Source organism: Shewanella sp. Isolate7, from assembly GCF_022398425.1.
In the GTDB taxonomy this organism is placed as follows: domain Bacteria; phylum Pseudomonadota; class Gammaproteobacteria; order Enterobacterales; family Shewanellaceae; genus Shewanella.
The window spans coordinates 1-17506 of record NZ_JAKEVJ010000036.1 but is presented as its reverse complement, the minus strand read 5'-3'; the positions used below and the strand labels follow the sequence as shown (position 1 = coordinate 17506).

Genomic DNA, 17506 nt, shown 5'->3' with positions numbered 1-17506 from the left:
GGTGACTTGTCAGGTTATTCGTTGTAATTCGGCGTGTACCGAACGGTATTAGTCTTCTAACCAGGAGCGGTTGTAGTCCTTACTCATGCAACCTTGTACATGTTGGGTTAGCTGCAGTGGGGCGAAGGTGTCGACCATCACCGCGTATTCATAGGTTTCTTTCTTACCGACAGAGGCCTCGGTGCGGCCAGGTTGTGGTCCGTGTGGAACGCCCTTCTGATGCAGCGTCATGTAGCCAGCCTCGATACCCGTACGGCTCATGAAATCGCCGTCGACATAGTAGAGCACTTCATCGCTGTCGATATTGTTGTGGTAGTAGGGCGCCGGGATAGACTGGGGATGGAAGTCGTAAGGGCGCGGCACAAAGTTACAGATAACGAAGTTGTGAGCGGTAAATACCAGGTGATCCGACGGCGGCAGGTGGATCTGACCCACCTTAGGGGCGTAATCCTGAATGTTAAAGGCCCAGGGGTAGACACAGCCGTCCCAGCCCACGAGATCGAAGGGGTGCCACTCGAGTTGTGTCAGCTGATACTTGTCGCCAAACTTGCACACTAAGGGGAAGGCGCCTTTCTCGACCACGGCATCCTGCAGAGTGGGCACGCGGATGTCGCGCTCACAGTAGGGAGCAGACTCAAGTAGCTGACCGTATTCGTTTCTGAAGTGCTTAGGCACCTCCACCATAGAGAAGGCTTCGATCACAAACAGGCGAACCTGCTCATAGTCATTAAATTTAAGCTGGTAGGTGGTTCCGCGTGGGATCACCAGGTAATCCCATTTCTTTACCTCGAGTACGCCATATTCGCTGTATAGCTTGCCCTGGCCTTCATGGACGAAGATCACCTCGTCGGCGTAGGCGTTACGGTAAAACTCTTCGGTGTCTTGAGTGACCTTGGCGCTGTACATGGCCACGTCATTGTTGAAAAAAATCTTATTACGCGCCGAGTAGAAGTTACCCTCGCGATCGGCTTGTTTGGCGTCCAGTTTATAGTTCTGGATCAAGGTGTCCTGCCAGGTGTGGCCATGGTCAACCTCGAACGGGCTCACCTCTAACGCCTTGGTCGGCATGTTGTGGTGATACTTGTTGGAATAGATGTTGGAGAAGCCATGGGTGGAGAAGAGTTCTTCCCGGTAGAGTTCACCATTGTCTTTCTTGAAGGTGATGTGGCGTTTGTGGGGGATCTCCCCCTGTCTTACATAAAATGGCATGGCTTCATTCCTTGGGTGCTTTAGCGGGCACACTTATGTTTATGTGATCTAAGTAACAATTTAGTTGCTGGCATTCGCAAAAAAAAGAATAATAAATAGCTTAACTCAATCTAAAATTTAGATGGTTGTCATTTGTTTACACCGAGGATGTGAGATGAAGATCGATGTGGAAGCCTTCAGGGTATTGTCGATTCTGGTCGAAGAGGGCAGCTTTTCCAAGGCGGCAGAGCGATTGCACAAGGCCCAGTCGGCGGTGAGCTACCAGGTCAAGAAGCTGGAACAGCATCTGGGTGTAAAGCTTTTTTGTCGGGATCAGTATCGCGCCGAATTAACGCCTGAGGGCAAGGTGATCCTTGCTGAGGGTAAAAGATTGCTGCAATACCTTGGCAATATTGAACATTTGGCCAGCCGTTTCAGCGAAGGCTGGGAACCTAAGCTCGAGCTGGTGGTAGATGGCTCACTACCCATGGAGCCCATCATGCGCGCGCTGAAACGTGTCTCTGAGCATAAGATCCCCACCAAGATCCAGCTCAACATGGAGTTTCTCGGCGGGGTGCAGCACAGATTCGAGCGGGACAATGCCGATCTCATGTTGGTCAAGGATTATCGCACCGGCCCTAATTATCGGCCCCAGCCACTGCCGGACATCAACAGCATTTTGGTGGTGAGTAGGGAGCATCCCCTGGCGAGTGCCAAGGAGCTGAGCCTGTTTGAGTTGCTGCAACATGTGGAGCTCACCATAGAAGACTCATCGCCGGGTAAGATCCACAGCGACGAGCTGCAATTTGGCGGTGATAAGGTGTTTTACTTATCAGGCTTTATCATGAAGAAGAATGCCCTGTTGATGGGGCTGGGATTCGGCTGGATGCCTGATTTTCTCATTAAAGAGGAGCTGGCCAGTGGTGAGTTACAGGAGCTGGATTTTCTCGGGGGCAGTCGTTACAGCTTTACGCCTCAGCTGGTGTCGACCATGGAGCGCCCACTGGGGCGCGCCGGTCGACTCTTTACCAGCCTGATCCTGGAGGAGTTTAACCTCTACCAGGAGGCGGCTAAAGGTTAGATTATCCCTTGATACTGTCTAGTCGTTGATACTGTCTAGTCGTTAATAATATCTAGGATACGACGTGTCTTGTCGTGTAGCTTAATGAAGGTGCCATCGACATCTATGGTGATGTTGCCGTCACGATCGATAGGCACATGGATCTTGCCGCGATCATAATAGTCATCAGACAGGTAATCGCCCTTGTGCAGTTTCTTCTGCCAGCCCGGAGGCAGTGGCTCACCGCGGGCGACTTTCTTCTGTAACCCGGGTGGCAGGCTCTTCTCGCCATGACTCTTATTGACATGGCCCTTAGCGCCATGTTCATGCTTGTCATTCTTGGCCTGGGTCAGCGGCGAAAAGCCGATAGATAGGCCAAGTAAAACGAGGCCAAGGCCAGTGGTGTATTTCTTCATCTAGTCTCTCCTGCGCAATCAATGCGTTTGCTCGTAGCATAGGGATTCCCCCTCATAATGTCTAGCCAGTCAGAACCTGCCAGGTGTTCAGCTTATATTCAGCACGGCTTGGCTAGGGTGAAGCTATACCGGCTCGCAAATCTTAGCTATACCGGCTCGCAAATTTTAGCAATGGAGCACGCGAATCGTTTATTAAACGCCGGAGCACAGGGTCTATAAAGCCAAAGCTGGCCTGAGGGTTAAGGAGTAGGATATGAAAAGCGTAATATCTTTGCAGATAGCCAATCTCTATGCTCAGTACGCTGCGCAGTTTGCACGTGGTGAGCGCGCTAGCAATCAGATGACGATGCAAGCTTTTGTCGAGCAGCTTGCCAAGCAAGGTGTGTTACTCGACACCCTCAATTGGCAGGAGTGGTATCAAAATGCCCACCTGGTCGATAAGCCTGACTATATTCGTGAGGCGAGCCTTTATCAGTGCCGTCTGCTGCTAACCGCCATGAGCCGCCTGGAGCGTTTCAGTCGTGGTGTACTGGAAAATATGCGCAGGCAAGGGGTGTTGCTCGCGATTCTTGAGCGGCTCAATGTGCTCAGTCACCCGGAGGGAAACCTTGGGTTTGGCAATGCCACCCCTTAGCGGCGACAAGACATAAGCTGTCTATCGGCTATAGCGCCAGTCACGTACCTTGCTATCGAGCCAGGCTGCGCTGCGCCTCATCTGTTTTTGGCTCTTCTTTAGCCAGAATCTCGCCCAGGGATATTCTAAGCTCAACACCGCCAGCCCGATTGGTAGCAGTAGCCAGGCCGGGCCGGGTAGCACCAAAAGCAGCAATCCAATCAGACAAAGTGTACCGCCAATGACGGTGATTAAGGTTTTTCTCAGCATAGACACCTCAAATATCCAACCTTCTCTCCTATACTTGTTTTGCATGATGTTGCGCAGCTATGCCAGTGAAAATGTGTAACAAAAGGATTTCTCACTGGGCAAGGAATGCCATCAGACGGTGGTTTTTAAGGGGGAAGAGGGATGGTGAGAGAGACACTTCTTAACCTAAGTTGGGGTCGAAATGGGCTGTTTGTCCTGCTGCTGATCAGCTGGACCTTGGCATTCTTTCCGCTGCGGGCCGATACCCTCAAGCTCTCTTCGTTAAACTGGCCACCCTATTCGGGACCGACCCTTAAGGACGGTGGCGCCTGCGTCGTGGTGGCTCGTGCGGCGCTTAATGCCATGGGCCATGAGCTTCAGGTGGATTACTTTCCATGGAGTCGAACCGTAAGGGTGGTGAGCCGAGATGACTCTGGCTATCAGGGCTATTTCCCCGAGTACCATCATCCCACGGATAAGTTTGTCTTTTCCGATTCTATGGGGGAGAGTCCCCTGGGGATCTTAGAGCAGAGTAGGCATCCCATCACCTGGTCGCGGCTGCAGGATCTCAATGCCTATACCTTGGGGGTGGTCAGGGACTATGTGAATACCCAGGCCCTGGATGAGATGATCGCCTTAGGGACTCAACCAGTAGAATTGGTGAGTTCGGATGAACACAACATCAGAAAGGTGGCTACGGGGCGAGTTCAGGGAGCAGTTATGGATCTCTATGTCTATCTATACCTAGTAGAGCAGCCTCATCTGAGTGAGCTTAAGGCGAGGCTGCAATTTAACAAGCAACTGCTGGAATCGAAACGCCTCTATATCGCCTTTAGAAATACCCCCGAGGGGCGCAGGTGGCGGGAGATCTATAACGCCGGCCTTGCTCGAATCCAAGTCGAGCAGATCTTAGAGGCCTACCTGCAAAGCCTGTAGTTGAATCCTGTAGTTGAAAGCCTTTAGTTCAAAGTCTTTAGTTGAAAGCCTTTGGTTCAGAGCCTGAGGCGCCTCCACCTCAGGCAGGTCTCGGCGCCTCAGGCTAATGATGATAACTATGCCTTAGGCTAATGATAATAATTACGCCTTAGCGGTTATTGTCTGTCCTATAGGCGTCAGACTTAGCAGGGCCAATTTGAGGTGCTGGATACCAAATGGGATCCCTATGATGGTGACGAAACAGGCCAGCGCGTGAGTGATATGGCCGATGGCGAGCCAGATCCCAAACAGCAGGAACCAGACGATATTACCGACCATGCCCAGGGGACCCGTGCCAATGTCATCTACCCCTTGCAGCGCACGGCGGCTGACGTTTTGTTGCCCGAAGGGCCAGAAGGCCATCTCACCAATGACGAAACAGGCGCGGCCGAAGGGGATGCCGATGATGCTGATAAAGCAGAGTAACCCCGCCAGCCACCAGGCCAGTCCCATCACGAAGCCGCCTAAAATAAACCATGCAATATTAAAGATTAAGCGCAGTAGTGCCATCAAATACTCCTTGTTTCTGAGCTTATAGAGCCGCAAAGGCGTTCGCCTTTATTTAGATCTATCTAGTTCTAAGCGAAATCCGTGCCATATGTTAAGTGTATGTTTTTATATGTATTTAACCCTGAGATATTTTAAGTGAATGACATATTATGCCAAAAGACGGTCAAATTACGCATTTGAGGTTAAAAGGTGTAAACTCTGGCCCTTAGTTTAACTCTGACTCCTCATCATGAAGCTTAGCCACACTCAGGTAGATACGGTTTACCTCGGGCAGCACAAGGTCTACGTGAAGCGTGACGATCTGCTCCATCCAGAATTTTCCGGCAATAAGGCGCGCAAGTTCGCCTACTTCCTCGATAACGACTTCCCCTTGGTTAAGCAGCTGATTGGTTATGGTTCTCCCCAGGCCAACTCTCTCTATTCATTGTCGGCGCTGGCAAAACTCAAGGGGTGGCGGTTGGATTTCTATGTGGATCATCTTCCCCATTATTTGACAGCCAACCCCTGTGGCAACTATCGCGCCGCACAGGCGCTTGGGGCCAATATCATAGACCTCTCTCGTCGAGCAGACAGAGACGGCCTGGACTGTGATAGCTACATTCGCCAAAGGGTGTTAACGGGTAGCGATGAGCAGCTGCTTGTGCCGGAAGGCGGCCGCTGCGCCTTTGCCGAGCCTGGCGTTGCGCAGCTCGCTAAAGAGATAGCGAGCTGGAAGTATGCCGAGGGACTTACCAAACTGGTGGTGTTTCTGCCTTCGGGCACCGGCACCACGGCACTCTATCTGCAAAAGCAGTTTCTAACCCTAGATCCCTGCATCAGCGTCATGACCTGCGCCGTGGTGGGCGGGGATGATTATCTTCGTAAGCAATTTTTTGAGCTTGAAGAAGATGAAGCGCTGCATCCTCAGATTGTGCCAGCTGCTAAGCGTTACCACTTTGGCAAGCTGTATCTGGAGTTTTATCAGATGTGGCATGAACTCAAAGCGACGGGGATAGAGTTTGAGCTACTTTATGATCCCCTGGGCTGGTTATGTCTGAAAAGCTGCTGGCAACAGGGATTCAGCAAGCCAGTGCTCTATCTGCACCAAGGTGGCCTGTTGGGTAATCAATCTATGTTGCCAAGGTACCAGCGTAAATATGGTGAGATATTTGGTGAGTGAGGGGAATGATTAATGTCATTTGGCCAGGTCGGTACCTGTGAAAGGGGTACAACCTGAGCCAAATGTTACCTGCTGAGTCGTTGACGAATGAGGTCAATCCTACTTGTTGCCTTAGCAACCTTCGATACGTGTGAGAGGAGGTGTATCGAATAGCGTGGGGTTTACTTGTTGCTTGAGAGCAACCATTTCATAAATTGCAGGGCGTCAGTGCGCTTAGCAAAAGTTTGTTTATTTTTTCCTAGACTATCGGTGAAAGCGATAGAGGATTTGTTGACTGAAATTGAGTCCACCGGAAAATTTACCGTGATCTCATGACCGTTAATTTTGTACGACATAGGCCATACTCCTTATTGCTGTGACTGCCTCTTGGCAGTAAAAATTTACAAATAATAGATCCTTAGCTGTTGCGAAAGATGAATTAAAACCTTTCTGAGACTACCCAGCCTTATGTAAATAATCAAGTGATCTGCCTCGCTAAAGCCGTTGTTTGCGCCCGAAATGGGGGGCTTATCACCGGATTGGACACAGTAAATCATCAATAAATGACAATAGTGTGACGAAATAGCTGCGAGTTGTTGGATGCGATGACTATGCAATGACTTAGAGTCTAGCGATGCAAAACTAAAGGCAGAAAACTAAAAGCAGAAAACTAAAACCAGGGTACTGCAGAAGTCGAGCATTATAATCCTGGCCGCGAACTTGTCAATATTTAATCAATTCCGCCCTATGGGCATTTGGACTTGTTTGCGCTGCTTTTGTTTGCTGCAACCTACCTAGGTTATTTCTACTGGGTTATCGCCAGTCACTTCAGTTTAGCAAGACGATACAGGATTAAATGAAACCACCTGTAAACTACTTCAAAAACAAACAGAAAAGATAAACAGGCCCTAGGAATAATGCTAATATTTCTAGGCGCTTGTTAACAATTTAGGGGGCTGGGATGCGCTTTGTTGTTTGGTCGTTAATCTGGGTGGTGAGCTTGTTTGTCGGTAGTGCCTGGTGCGCGCCGCCAAATACTCTGGTGCGCGCCGCCAAATACTCTGGTGGGGGCGTTAACCGATGCCGCGGCCGACACTGGTCAGAGTCAATTTGTTCGCTCGGTTGAGCACTATGAATATAAGGATAGCCTGCAACGTGACACGCCAAGGGGCACGGTCGAAGGCTTTATGGCGGCCGTTTATGAGCAAGATTATGAAAAGGCGGCAGAATATCTGGATCTGCGTTACCTGCCCGAGGGGATGTCGGCCAAACGCGGCGCCGAATATGCCAAGCAGCTGCAGCTGATCATAGAGCGTAATCTCTGGCTCGACTTAGGCCAGCTTAACGATACGCCACTGGGTCAGGATAACGATCAGCTGCCTGCCTATCGGGATCTCTTTGGCCGGGTGGCTTTGCAGAGCGATCAGATAGCCCTCTATCTGCAACGTGTGCCAAGCGAAGGGGGCACCATCTGGAAGGTCTCTAACGCCACAGTCGCTAAGGTGCCTAAACTCTATGAAAACCTGGGTTATGGTCCTGTGGCCGAATGGTTTGTCAATCATGTGCCCGAGGGGCGCTGGTTTAACGTAAACCTGTGGGAGTGGAGCCTGGTTTTGGCTTACCTTATCACCGCCTTTATGGTGCCTGTGACCTGGATAGTTAAGCGGGTGATCCTGCTGACTAAGCATGAGCTTAAAGAAGAGCTGGCCTACATAGTAGCCGGGCCGCTAAGGTTTTTGGCGGCCGTGTTATTGGTCAGAGCCTGGGTGTCCCATAGCAGTATCTCACCCGCCGCTATCGAGATGATAGATACAGGTTTCCTGCTGGTGTCGGCCATCATCTGGTTTGGCTGGAGTGCCATGGGGATCTTCCATCAAGGATTAAAGAAACGCTGGAAAGAGCAGGGCAAAGATCAGGCGGCATCCTTGTTGCGGCCTTTGACCAATTTCTTGCGGGTGATCTTCGTGATCATGGCGGTACTTCTGTGGCTGGAACACCTGGGCTTTAACGCCAGCGCCATCATCGCCGGCATGGGCATAGGAGGTATCGCCATCGCGCTCGCCTCCAAGCAATCGATAGAAAACTTTATCGGTACCATCACCCTCTATTCGGCCGCGCCTATCAAGGTGGGCAACCTGTGTAAGTTTGGCAGTATTAGCGGCACGGTTGAGGAGATAGGCCTGCGCTGCACCCAGATCCGCACCCTGGACAGGACACTTATTCACGTGCCTAACGCCAAGTTGGTGGAGATGGAGATCGAGAATATCTCTCAGCGAGAAAAGATTCGTTTCAAGGCGGACATTCGCCTCGATTATGCGGTCACCACCTCGGCTCAGCTCAAGGCGATTGTCGCCGAGATAAAAGAGATGCTGGAAGCCCATGAACTGGTGCTCAAAGAGCCCCTCAGGGTCACCTTTAAGGGTTTTGGTCTGCATGGTCTACAGGTCAATGTACTGGCCTATATAGGTACCAAGAGTTTTCCTACCTTTCAGCTGGCATCGGAGGAGTTACATTTAAAAATCATGGATATAGTGGTGAAAAATGGCTCTCGTATCGTGCCTGTGGCACCGGTTGCATTGAATAATGGGTAAACTTGTTAAAGCTGTGATCTCTGGGTCTTGATGTCGCATCGAAATACGGGGATCATGGCTATAATTAATGGCGAATCGCGTCAATCACATCAGGACGTAGTGAGAATTGTATGGCTAAAGTGCTAGAGAGTGTCGATCAGCGTACTCAGTTGGTTGGCGAAAACCGTCTCGAGCTTCTGCTGTTTCGTATCAATGCGACGCAGCTTTTTGCGATCAATGTGTTTAAGGTCAAAGAGGTGGTTAAGCTGCCAAAGCTGAGCGCCTTACCCGGTAGCCATCCCAGCATCAAGGGCGTCGCTAATATCCGCGGTACCTCGATTCCTGTCATCGATCTGCGTAGCGCCATCGGCTTCCAGCCCATGAGCGAGGATCAGGAAGCCAACCTGATCATCACCGAATATAACCGCAGCGTGCAGGGGTTTATGGTGGGTGAGGTCGACCATATCATCAATATGACCTGGAGCGACATCATGCCGCCGCCCAAGAGTACCGGCAGCCATAACTACCTCACCGCGATCACTAAGGTGGAGGTGGATGGTGCGACTCGCTTAGTCTCCATTATCGATGTCGAGAAGGTGCTGGCGGAGATAGTCCACTATGACATCGCTATCTCCGAGGGTGTCTTGGACCATGCCCTGGTGGACAAGATGATAGGGCGCAAGATCTTGATTGCCGATGATTCCGCCACGGCGCGCCGTCAGGTGAAAGACACCCTGGCACCGCTGGGGATAGAGGTGATAGAGACCTCGGATGGCCTGCAGGCGCTTAACTTATTGAAGCGTTGGTGTGACGAGGGACGTGATATCAATCAAGAGATCTTAATGCTGATCACCGATGCCGAGATGCCTGAGATGGACGGTTATCGACTCACCTATGAGGTACGCAAAGACAAGCGGATGGCCAACCTCTTCATTACCCTCAACACCTCACTGAGTGGCAGTTTCAACAATGCCATGGTGGAGAAGGTAGGATGTGACAGGTTTATCTCTAAGTTTCAGCCGGATCTGCTGGTGGATGTGGTACAAGAGCGTCTGCGCAGCCAATTACCCGAGCGGGAAACTTAACCCTGATTATCCTTTATAAGTACTAGGACTAAAAGTTAGGAGCTAAATCCTAAAGTCTAAGGCCTTTGGCCTGGCTTTTAATTATCTTTGCTGCCAGTTTTGATGGGTTATCGCTATCGACAGGCGATGACTGTTAAAAAGGCATTAGGTTAAAAGCCATAGGTTAAAAGCCATAGGTTAAAAGGTATAGGTTAAAAGCTATGGGTCAACAAGGATATGCGACAAGCGACACGTCAAAGCTCTCTATCGAAACACTTGATTAAAAGCACTTGATTAAAAGCTATTCGTCATCGAGCATCTGCTCGGCAAGGATATCCCTTAGCACCTGGCGTTTTACCGCTGCGGTGGAGACGATATTGATCCTGGCGATACGCACGGCGTAGCCAAAGCGCTCGCGGCCGACGGCGGCGATCAGCTGATGCAAGAAGGCCTTATCCAGCCCCAGCATCTTGGCGTAATGTTCTACCGCCTTGGCCACAGAGGAAAATTGTACTCCGTCGAACTCGAAACCGCCGCCGTAGCCTGCCGTTTCAAGCGGGATCCCCTTGAGGCTAAGTGGCCAGGGGGCGACGCTTACCCTGGCTTTTGCCACCTGATACATGAACCAGGCACTCTTCTTAAAGCCTTCGAACACCTTACAGGTAAAGTCCGAATCTTCGAGTTCCTCCTGCGTCCAGTTCACGCCTATGGCCAGATGTTTGGCATAGCGGCGCATCAATTCATCTTTGACCGCGCTGTGACAGTCCCAGATGGAGCTGAGCGGCGCCTTTTCGGCGATCTGCAGACACTCTTTGCAGGCTGGAACCGCTAAGGAAGGGTGAGGGCAGTGGCCTAAGGCATGATAGTGAAACTGGTGAGCACAGGGCTCGGCGCAGAACCAGCAGGTGTGACGCCTGTCGAAGGGGATGTCGACTAAGGGGAGGGTGGCAGACAAGGGCTATCCCCTGTCTGCTGTGTGGCGTAAGCGCAGCCTAGAGCGCAAAGCTGTGCGTAAAGCTAAGCTCGAAACTAAGCGCGAAACTAAAAGCAAAACTAAGCTCAAAATTAGGCGCACACTCAAGCCCGAGAGCAAGGCTTACTCCTGCTCGATGTCGACTAGGCTCTTAGCCAGAGTGATAGGGTCGAGCTCCAGGCATTCCTGTTCGGCAACCCAATTGATACCCACTAGCACGCCATCGTCATGCAGATCTTGAATCCAGTACTCGAGCAACTCTTCCAGTGGAATGGGGGCGGGTTGATAATCCTGCCACTCTTCGGTGCAGTGTACCTTAGCCTGGGCTTCGCTTGACCACAGCGGCATCACATCGGTCTCTTCATATTCAGACGAGTCACACACGACCCAACCTTCGCCGGTTTCATCCTGAAGGCCCCAAACGGCTTGCTGCTCTTTTACGTTGTCGATAAAGCTTGCTAAAACGGGACTATTGTCTGTCATCTGAGTGTCTGTCATGTGAGTTCTCTTAGAATGGGTAAAATCGAGCCCATTATACGCGATGTGGCTAACGAGCCAAGCGCTAGGTGAACCGACCAGCCCACTATTTATTCGCTTGGGGGATAAACTGGTCTAAGTTCGAATTATTAATCATAAATCATTTAGCATAAGAGTCTCGAATCGTTATCATGTCTGGGGAAGGTCTGGTTTCTCGCCGGCTGCAGATCATTATGTTTCTTATATTTTTAGCCGTTTTCTCTTGGAGTCTCTATTTTGAAAAAATTGCTCACCTTTGCATCCCTGATACTGGCAACCGGTTTGCCTAGCCTTAGCGCGCTCGCCCAAGATTTCGATACCTGTGTGAGTGGACTGAAACAGAAGGCGCTGGCCGCGGGGGTGTCGAGCAAGACGGTGGAAGAGGGACTGGGCCAGGTAAAGTACGTGGCCAGGGTGATCGAGCTCGACAAGAAGCAGCCCGAGTTTAGCCAGACGTTTGATAACTATTTCTCCAAGCGCGTCACCGACTGGCGGGTGCAGGAGGGAAGGCGTCTGTTGAAAGCCCACGGCCCACTGCTGAGCAAGTTACAGCAAGAATATGGTGTTCCGCCCCAGTATTTGGTGGCCTTTTGGGGGCTGGAGACTAACTTTGGGTCTTACAAGGGAAAGATGCCGGTGATCGACTCGCTGACAACCCTGGCTTGCGATCCCAGACGTAGCACCTATTTCACCGGTGAGTTGATTCAAGCGCTAAAGCTCAAGGAAGCCTACCAATTTGATAATAAGCAGATGCAGGGATCTTGGGCCGGTGCCATGGGCCACACCCAATTCATGCCTTCTGCCTACGCCAAATATGCGGTAGATGCCGATGGTGACGGCAAGGCCGATCTGTTTAACAGCACTGAGGATGCTTTATCATCGGCGGCTAACTTCTTGAATAATCTCGGATGGGTGCGCAATGAGCGTTGGGGACGCGAAGTCTCTCTGCCAAAGGATTATGATTTTCGCCACCTTGGGCGCAATGACAAACAGAGCTTAACCACCTGGGCCGGTTTGGGGCTCACTCAGGCCAACGGCCGCGCCCTGTCGACGCCGGACATGCGGGCGGCACTCTACCTGCCGGCGGGGCATACAGGTCCGGCCTTCTTAGGCTATGGCAACTTCGATGTGATCATGCGCTGGAACCGCTCAGAATTTTACGCCATCGCGGTAGGGCATCTGGCCGATCGCATCAATGGTGGTGCGCGCCTGTATGTGGCGCCGCCGAAACATGACAACATCAGCCGCGCCAAGCTCAAGTTGCTACAGGCCACACTCAACGACAAGGGTTATGACGTGGGTAAGCCTGATGGTGTGCTCGGGGTCAACTCCCGTACCGGCCTACAGGCCTTTCAGCGCAGCGCCGGCCTGGTGGCCGACGGTTTCCCAAGTGATGAGACCTTCGCGGCGCTGGGCATAAAATAGTGCTAACCATTATGATTGCATCTCGTTAAGAATTACATTAGCTTAAGATTTTTGGCCGGGCGACTCGCTCGGCCAAATTGTAATAATACCAATCACAGTAAGTACTTGATTAGAAATAGCGCAGGAAAAACGCTTGAGAACAAAGCAAAATTTTTAGATAAGTGGTTATTCTACAATTAAAAATATTAATGCCGTTATCGAGCGTTTTAACAAGCTAGAATGATCAATTATTTATTACGATTGGTATAACTAACGAGTGGCCACATAAGGTAGCAATATGGATGCGATGGAGAGTTTGTCCTTTGCCCAGCGGCAACGTCTGGCATTTATCGATTTTAGTCTGCAGTATTTCGGTCAGGTCTCGCGTCAGGATCTGATCGCCAAGTTTGCCACAGGCCTGGCGGCGGCGACCCGTGATTTTGCCAGCTATCGTGAGTTGGCGCCCCACAACTTGGAACTGGTGCATCAGACCAAGCGCTATCACAGGCGAGCCGAATTTACCCCGCTGTTTGACCATGATCCCGAGGCAATTCTTCATGGCTTGGCCAATGGTTTTGGCGACGGGCTATCTCATCCCGTTACCCCCAGCAGCGTCTGCCTCGATGCGGTGCAGCTGATTCACCCCGATACCAACATCATTGCCGCCGTGATGCGTGCAATCGCCCACAAACAGGCGATCGCCGTGACTTATGTGTCGGTTTCATCAGGGGAAACTCAAAGGGAGCTGGTACCTCATACGCTGGTCAATAATGGCCAGCGCTGGCATGTGCGCTGTTTCGATCGCACTCACCAGGTATTTACCGATTTTGTGGTGACTCGTTTCAAGGCGGTGAGCCAAAGCCTCATCGAGCCTTTCGATCACGAGTTGCAAGACAAAGATACCCATTGGCAGAAGCTGGTCACCCTAGTGTTGATCCCCCATCCCAGCTTGGCCCATCCCGAGGCGATTGCGCTGGATTATCAGATGAGCGAGGGGGAGTTGCTGCTTAGTTGCCGCGCTGCCCTGGCGGGTTATCTGCTGCGCCAATGGAGCGTGGACTGCTCGCCCCAGCATCAGATCCGCAGCGGCGTGTGTCAGCTGGCGTTAAAGAACCATGCCATCTTAAGCGAGATAGAGCATCTGGCCATAGTGCCGGGAGGCAAGGCATAACAGGCGTAGCGCCCTGAGGGAAGTTTTGCTAAGCTTCGCCCACTTGATGAAAAGAGACTAACTAAGGACGCTTGATGAGCATTAAAGACGATATGGTCGTGCAGTTTAACTACACCTTACGCGATGAAGCAGGTGAAGTGCTCGAAACCAACGAAGGATTAGATCCTATTGCCTACCTACACGGGCATGACAACATGATGCCTGGCGTCGAGAAGGCAATTGAAGGCAAGGCCATTGGCGAGAAGTTTTCTGTCACTTTGCCACCGGAAGAAACCTATGGCGTACGTAACGAGAACGGCGAGCAGCGCGTGTCGATCAAGCATCTGCAAGGCGCGAAAGTCTGGAAGCCAGGCATGCGCGCCATTATCAGTACCGATCAGGGTCAGCGCCAGGTGACCGTGCTTAAGGTGGGTAAGTTCATGGCAACAGTGGACATCAACCATCCGTTGGCGGGCCGCGAACTGACCTTCGATCTCGAGATTGTCGACGCTCGCGAAGCGAGTGCCGAAGAGATCGCCCACGGACATGCCCACGGGGTAGGCGGTCATCACCACTAAGGTGAGCCGGCGCGAATAAGCGTAGCTATATAGATAGCGAAAACCATAAAGACCCGGGTTATCCTGGGTCTTTGTATATCTAACGGGGAAGTAAGCTGTGGTAGTCGAATTTTCAGGCGGGCGGGTGATCGTCTCGCCTCAAGAGGTATTGGTAAAACTTGCTACTGGCGTTAGCCTCTATGCCATGGTCGATGATCTGCGTCTAGTCAGCGCCGGCAACATCATGGTGGCCGATGCGGGCGCGGTGCGCTGGCATCTCACCTTAGACGATGAAACCCAGTTTGCCGATATCGCCGAGTGCCTCGGTATCGATATCGGTTAAGCTGGCTTGGTTTGTCACTCGCCTATATGTTGGCGATGCGGCCTATTACCGCTTAAGTTCATCACGACCATGTGGTGAGTCGAGATCTAATTCGGGTCCTTTGGGCACCACGCGGGTTGGGTTAATCTGGCCGTGGCTGAAGTAGTAGTGCTGTTTGATATGCTCCAGGTTGACCGTCTTGGCGACACCCGGGTATTGGTATAATTCCTTCAGGTATGCCTGAATCACCGGCATGTCAGCGATGCGGTTACGATTGGTCTTGAAGTGTCCCACATAGACGGCATCGAAACGCACTAGCGTGGTAAACAGGCGCCAGTCGGCTTCGGTAATTTGGTCACCCACCAGATAGCGCTGTCGGCTAAGGCGCTTCTCTAGGGTATCTAAGGCTTCAAACAGTTCGTCAAAGGCCTGTTCATAGGCTGCCTGAGTGGTGGCAAAACCCGCCTTGTACACCCCGTTGTTGATCTTGTGATAGACCCAGTGATTGATCTCATCGATCTCCTCTCTGAGCGGGTCGGGGTAAAAGTTGAGCCGATTGTCGGTGAGATCATTAAAGGCGCTGTTGAACATGCGGATGATTTCGGCCGACTCGTTGCTGACTATGGTGCGGCGTTCTTTGTCCCAGAGTACGGGTACAGTCACTCGGCCGCTATAGTCTGGCTCGGCCAACTGGTAGATCTCATAGAGGTAATCTTTGCCATTGAGCCGGTCGATTTCGCTGCCCTCGATATGCAGGGCCTGTTCGCTTTGCTTGGGACCGCTAAATTCCCAGCCGTTGCCGAGCATATGTGGCTCAACCACGGTGACACCGATATGGGCCTGTAATGACTTTAGCTCGCGAAAGATAAGCGTCCTGTGAGCCCAAGGACAGGCGAGGGACACGTAGAGATGGTAACGGCCCGACTGCGCTTTAAACTCGGGCTCAGGTTCCTGCTGCGTTGGCGCCTTTATCCAGTGGCGAAAGGCGGCATCTTCCCTGACAAACGCCCCCTTGCTCTTGTCTGTGTCATACCATTTGTCGACCCATTGGCCATTCTGGAGTAGTCCCATCTGTGTCTGCCTCGCTGATTTTAATGCTTGAGTTCAGTGTAACAGTCGAACAATCCAATGAAAAAGTGGTAAAAATGGCGTTTTACATTCGACTTTATCGAATGTTTTGTGGGCTTCTTGGCTAGGGCCTGTTGATCTTTCAAGTTTAATTTTTGTTCAATCTAAACGCGTTTTGCGCGAGGCGAGAGCCATGAAGCATAGTTACTCTATGTGAATGGCGAACAACAAAGTGCAGCGCGCGTTTAGATGAACCCTTTGGGCAGCGTTTGCAGGCCATTTCTACGGCGTTATCGCCAATTTGTGTAGGATACTACACGACACAGGCTCTGCCTTGCACAAATCACCTTCAAACTGCTGCAAAAACAAACAGCAAAGGTCAACAGGCCCTAGGGCCTGTTGACCTTTTGAGAACAAATTTTGTTCTCATTGAGCTTGTTTCTTGGGCTTGACAGGGCTTGCTGATATGATCGCCCGCCAATGAACGCATAATGAATTGACCAATAAAGGAAACCCTATGTCTAAACAGCCGTTAGAGCGGATCACCATAGAACCTCAAACCCAGTGCCGTGCCTGTGTGATCTGGCTGCATGGCCTGGGCGATTCGGGTGCTGGATTTGCACCTGTGGTGCCACTTTTAGGCTTGCCCGATGATCTCGGCGTACGTTTTATCTTCCCCCATGCGCCAAGCATACCCGTGACCATCAACCAGGGCTATGTGATGCCAGCCTGGTATGACATCAAGGGGATGGATGTGGACAATCGCGCCGACATGGCGGGTGTGCTGGCCTCTGAGCAGGCGATCGCAGCGCTTATTGAGGAGCAGATCGCCGCAGGTGTGCCGAGCGACAAGATAGTCCTGGCCGGTTTTAGCCAAGGTGGTGTGATGAGCCTATTCACAGGTTTGCGCTTCCCTAAGCCTCTGGCCGGCATCATGGCGTTATCCTGTTATCTGCCGACGGGTCATGCCATGCCGGATAACCTCAGCGCAGCGAATCGCCACACGCCACTGTTGCAACAACACGGTGAGCAAGATGAGGTGGTTCCGCTGGCGTTAGGCCGTGCGGCATTTGAGCTGATTTCAGCGGCGGGTTATGCCAGCGAGTGGCATACCTATCCCATGGGGCATAGCGTACTGCCAAATCAGCTTCAGCATATAGGTCGATGGCTTAAGGCGCGCTTGAGCGAGTAAGGCGCCTTTTCTTCGAACGCACATAAACAAGTGTTAGAAATAAGAGCAGAGGGGGGGCGCCGGTTGGCGCCTCTTTTTTATGGCTTGTAGAGTGTGGGCGAGATCATGTCAAACAATTGGCGAGCGGTTAACGCTAGTCTTTCGATAACATGCCACTAACAAATGGGTGTAAATAGCCACCTTTGAGGTTAAAAAAGCATCAACTTTGACTGTATTAAGTTTTACTGCTTTAGCTTAGGTTGATCTAGTGTGAAATTTTTACCGGTTTTGTGATCTAGGTACGCTAAGGCTTGTTTGTTTAAAGGGAGTATCTCTATTTTTTAGATTGATTCGTTAAGTTAATAAAATTGAAACAAAATGGCCTTTGGTATTTGTTTTAATTAATCACATTTCTCAATGCCCTATATTTAGCTTGTTCTGATAGGTGAACAATAAAAAGCGTAAAACGCTTTTAAAATAAACATTTGCCCTATGTTTGTTCATAAAAATGCCACATTTTCTAGATATTGTTTGCTATTATATTTCGCGGCGAGATTATGAC

The 17506-nt window shown here is 51.1% G+C and carries 18 protein-coding genes; 11 read left to right on the top strand and 7 right to left on the bottom strand.

Annotation, left to right across the window (positions count from 1 at the left end; all coding sequences use genetic code 11):
• Positions 1-48 precede the first annotated feature (48 nt).
• Positions 49-1209: a homogentisate 1,2-dioxygenase gene (locus tag L1D47_RS10785; protein ID WP_239884759.1), complete on the bottom strand. Its 1161-nt coding sequence runs from the start codon at positions 1207-1209 to the stop codon at positions 49-51.
• A 154-nt stretch (positions 1210-1363) separates the two neighbouring features.
• Between L1D47_RS10785 and L1D47_RS10780 the strand changes: the two genes are divergently transcribed.
• Complete coding sequence (locus tag L1D47_RS10780) at positions 1364-2269, top strand: LysR family transcriptional regulator (protein ID WP_239884756.1); 906 nt, start codon at positions 1364-1366, stop codon at positions 2267-2269.
• Positions 2270-2304: 35 nt separating this feature from the next.
• Here the strand turns inward: L1D47_RS10780 and L1D47_RS10775 are convergent, their stop codons facing one another.
• Positions 2305-2664 (bottom strand): hypothetical protein, encoded by a 360-nt coding sequence (locus L1D47_RS10775; RefSeq protein WP_041511079.1) that lies wholly within the window; start codon positions 2662-2664, stop codon positions 2305-2307.
• Positions 2665-2917: 253 nt separating this feature from the next.
• Here L1D47_RS10775 and L1D47_RS10770 point away from each other — a divergent pair, with 253 nt between their 5' ends.
• Positions 2918-3298: a DUF6508 domain-containing protein gene (locus L1D47_RS10770; protein WP_239884754.1), complete on the top strand. Its 381-nt coding sequence runs from the start codon at positions 2918-2920 to the stop codon at positions 3296-3298.
• A 21-nt stretch (positions 3299-3319) separates the two neighbouring features.
• Here L1D47_RS10770 and L1D47_RS10765 read toward each other — a convergent pair whose 3' ends face one another.
• Complete coding sequence (locus L1D47_RS10765) at positions 3320-3547, bottom strand: PGPGW domain-containing protein (RefSeq protein ID WP_239884752.1); 228 nt, start codon at positions 3545-3547, stop codon at positions 3320-3322.
• A gap of 141 nt (positions 3548-3688) precedes the next feature.
• Between L1D47_RS10765 and L1D47_RS10760 the strand changes: the two genes are divergently transcribed.
• Entirely contained in the window at positions 3689-4462 is a 774-nt protein-coding gene (locus tag L1D47_RS10760; protein WP_239884750.1) for a transporter substrate-binding domain-containing protein, read from the top strand.
• Positions 4463-4603: 141 nt separating this feature from the next.
• Here the strand turns inward: L1D47_RS10760 and L1D47_RS10755 are convergent, their stop codons facing one another.
• Positions 4604-5011, bottom strand: a complete 408-nt coding sequence (locus L1D47_RS10755) for a YccF domain-containing protein (protein WP_041511082.1) — start codon at positions 5009-5011, stop codon at positions 4604-4606.
• A gap of 229 nt (positions 5012-5240) precedes the next feature.
• Here L1D47_RS10755 and L1D47_RS10750 point away from each other — a divergent pair, with 229 nt between their 5' ends.
• The 3 genes from L1D47_RS10750 to L1D47_RS10740 all read left to right on the top strand — a co-directional run bounded on the left by L1D47_RS10750 (position 5241) and on the right by L1D47_RS10740 (position 9804).
• Positions 5241-6170 (top strand): 1-aminocyclopropane-1-carboxylate deaminase/D-cysteine desulfhydrase, encoded by a 930-nt coding sequence (locus L1D47_RS10750; protein ID WP_239884748.1) that lies wholly within the window; start codon positions 5241-5243, stop codon positions 6168-6170.
• 992 nt (positions 6171-7162) lie between these two features.
• On the top strand, positions 7163-8740 hold the full coding sequence (locus L1D47_RS10745) for a mechanosensitive ion channel domain-containing protein (RefSeq protein ID WP_239884797.1): 1578 nt from the start codon (positions 7163-7165) through the stop codon (positions 8738-8740).
• Between the two features lie 110 nt (positions 8741-8850).
• Complete coding sequence (locus L1D47_RS10740) at positions 8851-9804, top strand: chemotaxis protein CheV (protein WP_239884746.1); 954 nt, start codon at positions 8851-8853, stop codon at positions 9802-9804.
• Between the two features lie 280 nt (positions 9805-10084).
• On the opposite strand, the gene L1D47_RS10735 is transcribed toward L1D47_RS10740, so the two are convergent.
• Together L1D47_RS10735 and L1D47_RS10730 are read right to left on the bottom strand one after the other, a co-directional pair.
• Positions 10085-10738, bottom strand: a complete 654-nt coding sequence (locus L1D47_RS10735) for a hypothetical protein (protein WP_239884744.1) — start codon at positions 10736-10738, stop codon at positions 10085-10087.
• 141 nt (positions 10739-10879) lie between these two features.
• Positions 10880-11239, bottom strand: a complete 360-nt coding sequence (locus tag L1D47_RS10730; protein ID WP_239884794.1) for a DUF2750 domain-containing protein — start codon at positions 11237-11239, stop codon at positions 10880-10882.
• A 270-nt stretch (positions 11240-11509) separates the two neighbouring features.
• Between L1D47_RS10730 and L1D47_RS10725 the strand changes: the two genes are divergently transcribed.
• The 4 genes from L1D47_RS10725 (at position 11510) to L1D47_RS10710 (ending at position 14726) form a co-directional block, all read left to right on the top strand.
• Positions 11510-12697 (top strand): lytic murein transglycosylase, encoded by a 1188-nt coding sequence (locus L1D47_RS10725; protein WP_239884741.1) that lies wholly within the window; start codon positions 11510-11512, stop codon positions 12695-12697.
• 277 nt (positions 12698-12974) lie between these two features.
• On the top strand, positions 12975-13847 hold the full coding sequence (locus L1D47_RS10720; protein WP_239884739.1) for a WYL domain-containing protein: 873 nt from the start codon (positions 12975-12977) through the stop codon (positions 13845-13847).
• Positions 13848-13921: 74 nt separating this feature from the next.
• Positions 13922-14404, top strand: coding sequence for a peptidylprolyl isomerase (locus tag L1D47_RS10715; protein WP_041511089.1), 483 nt, complete (start codon positions 13922-13924; stop codon positions 14402-14404).
• Between the two features lie 97 nt (positions 14405-14501).
• Complete coding sequence (locus L1D47_RS10710; protein ID WP_239884738.1) at positions 14502-14726, top strand: DUF3389 family protein; 225 nt, start codon at positions 14502-14504, stop codon at positions 14724-14726.
• Positions 14727-14771: 45 nt separating this feature from the next.
• On the opposite strand, the gene L1D47_RS10705 is transcribed toward L1D47_RS10710, so the two are convergent.
• A complete protein-coding gene (locus L1D47_RS10705) occupies positions 14772-15776 on the bottom strand; it encodes a glutathione S-transferase family protein (protein ID WP_239884736.1) in 1005 nt (334 codons plus the stop codon).
• 514 nt (positions 15777-16290) lie between these two features.
• On the opposite strand from L1D47_RS10705, the gene L1D47_RS10700 reads away from it, so the two are divergent.
• Positions 16291-16965, top strand: coding sequence for an alpha/beta hydrolase (locus tag L1D47_RS10700; RefSeq protein ID WP_239884735.1), 675 nt, complete (start codon positions 16291-16293; stop codon positions 16963-16965).
• Positions 16966-17506: the final 541 nt, after the last annotated feature.

What these genes read in the sequence shown, in the direction of transcription:
- L1D47_RS10740 (WP_239884746.1), top strand. Translation starts at nt 8,851, where the DNA reads ATGGCTAAAGTGCTAGAGAGTGTCGATCAGCGTACTCAGTTGGTTGGC.
- L1D47_RS10785 (WP_239884759.1), bottom strand. Translation starts at nt 1,209, where the DNA reads ATGCCATTTTATGTAAGACAGGGGGAGATCCCCCACAAACGCCACATC.
- L1D47_RS10700 (WP_239884735.1), top strand. Translation starts at nt 16,291, where the DNA reads ATGTCTAAACAGCCGTTAGAGCGGATCACCATAGAACCTCAAACCCAG.
- L1D47_RS10715 (WP_041511089.1), top strand. Translation starts at nt 13,922, where the DNA reads ATGAGCATTAAAGACGATATGGTCGTGCAGTTTAACTACACCTTACGC.
- L1D47_RS10730 (WP_239884794.1), bottom strand. Translation starts at nt 11,239, where the DNA reads ATGACAGACAATAGTCCCGTTTTAGCAAGCTTTATCGACAACGTAAAA.
- L1D47_RS10720 (WP_239884739.1), top strand. Translation starts at nt 12,975, where the DNA reads ATGGATGCGATGGAGAGTTTGTCCTTTGCCCAGCGGCAACGTCTGGCA.
- L1D47_RS10760 (WP_239884750.1), top strand. Translation starts at nt 3,689, where the DNA reads ATGGTGAGAGAGACACTTCTTAACCTAAGTTGGGGTCGAAATGGGCTG.
- L1D47_RS10780 (WP_239884756.1), top strand. Translation starts at nt 1,364, where the DNA reads ATGAAGATCGATGTGGAAGCCTTCAGGGTATTGTCGATTCTGGTCGAA.
- L1D47_RS10705 (WP_239884736.1), bottom strand. Translation starts at nt 15,776, where the DNA reads ATGGGACTACTCCAGAATGGCCAATGGGTCGACAAATGGTATGACACA.
- L1D47_RS10775 (WP_041511079.1), bottom strand. Translation starts at nt 2,664, where the DNA reads ATGAAGAAATACACCACTGGCCTTGGCCTCGTTTTACTTGGCCTATCT.
- L1D47_RS10765 (WP_239884752.1), bottom strand. Translation starts at nt 3,547, where the DNA reads ATGCTGAGAAAAACCTTAATCACCGTCATTGGCGGTACACTTTGTCTG.
- L1D47_RS10755 (WP_041511082.1), bottom strand. Translation starts at nt 5,011, where the DNA reads ATGGCACTACTGCGCTTAATCTTTAATATTGCATGGTTTATTTTAGGC.
- L1D47_RS10770 (WP_239884754.1), top strand. Translation starts at nt 2,918, where the DNA reads ATGAAAAGCGTAATATCTTTGCAGATAGCCAATCTCTATGCTCAGTAC.
- L1D47_RS10750 (WP_239884748.1), top strand. Translation starts at nt 5,241, where the DNA reads ATGAAGCTTAGCCACACTCAGGTAGATACGGTTTACCTCGGGCAGCAC.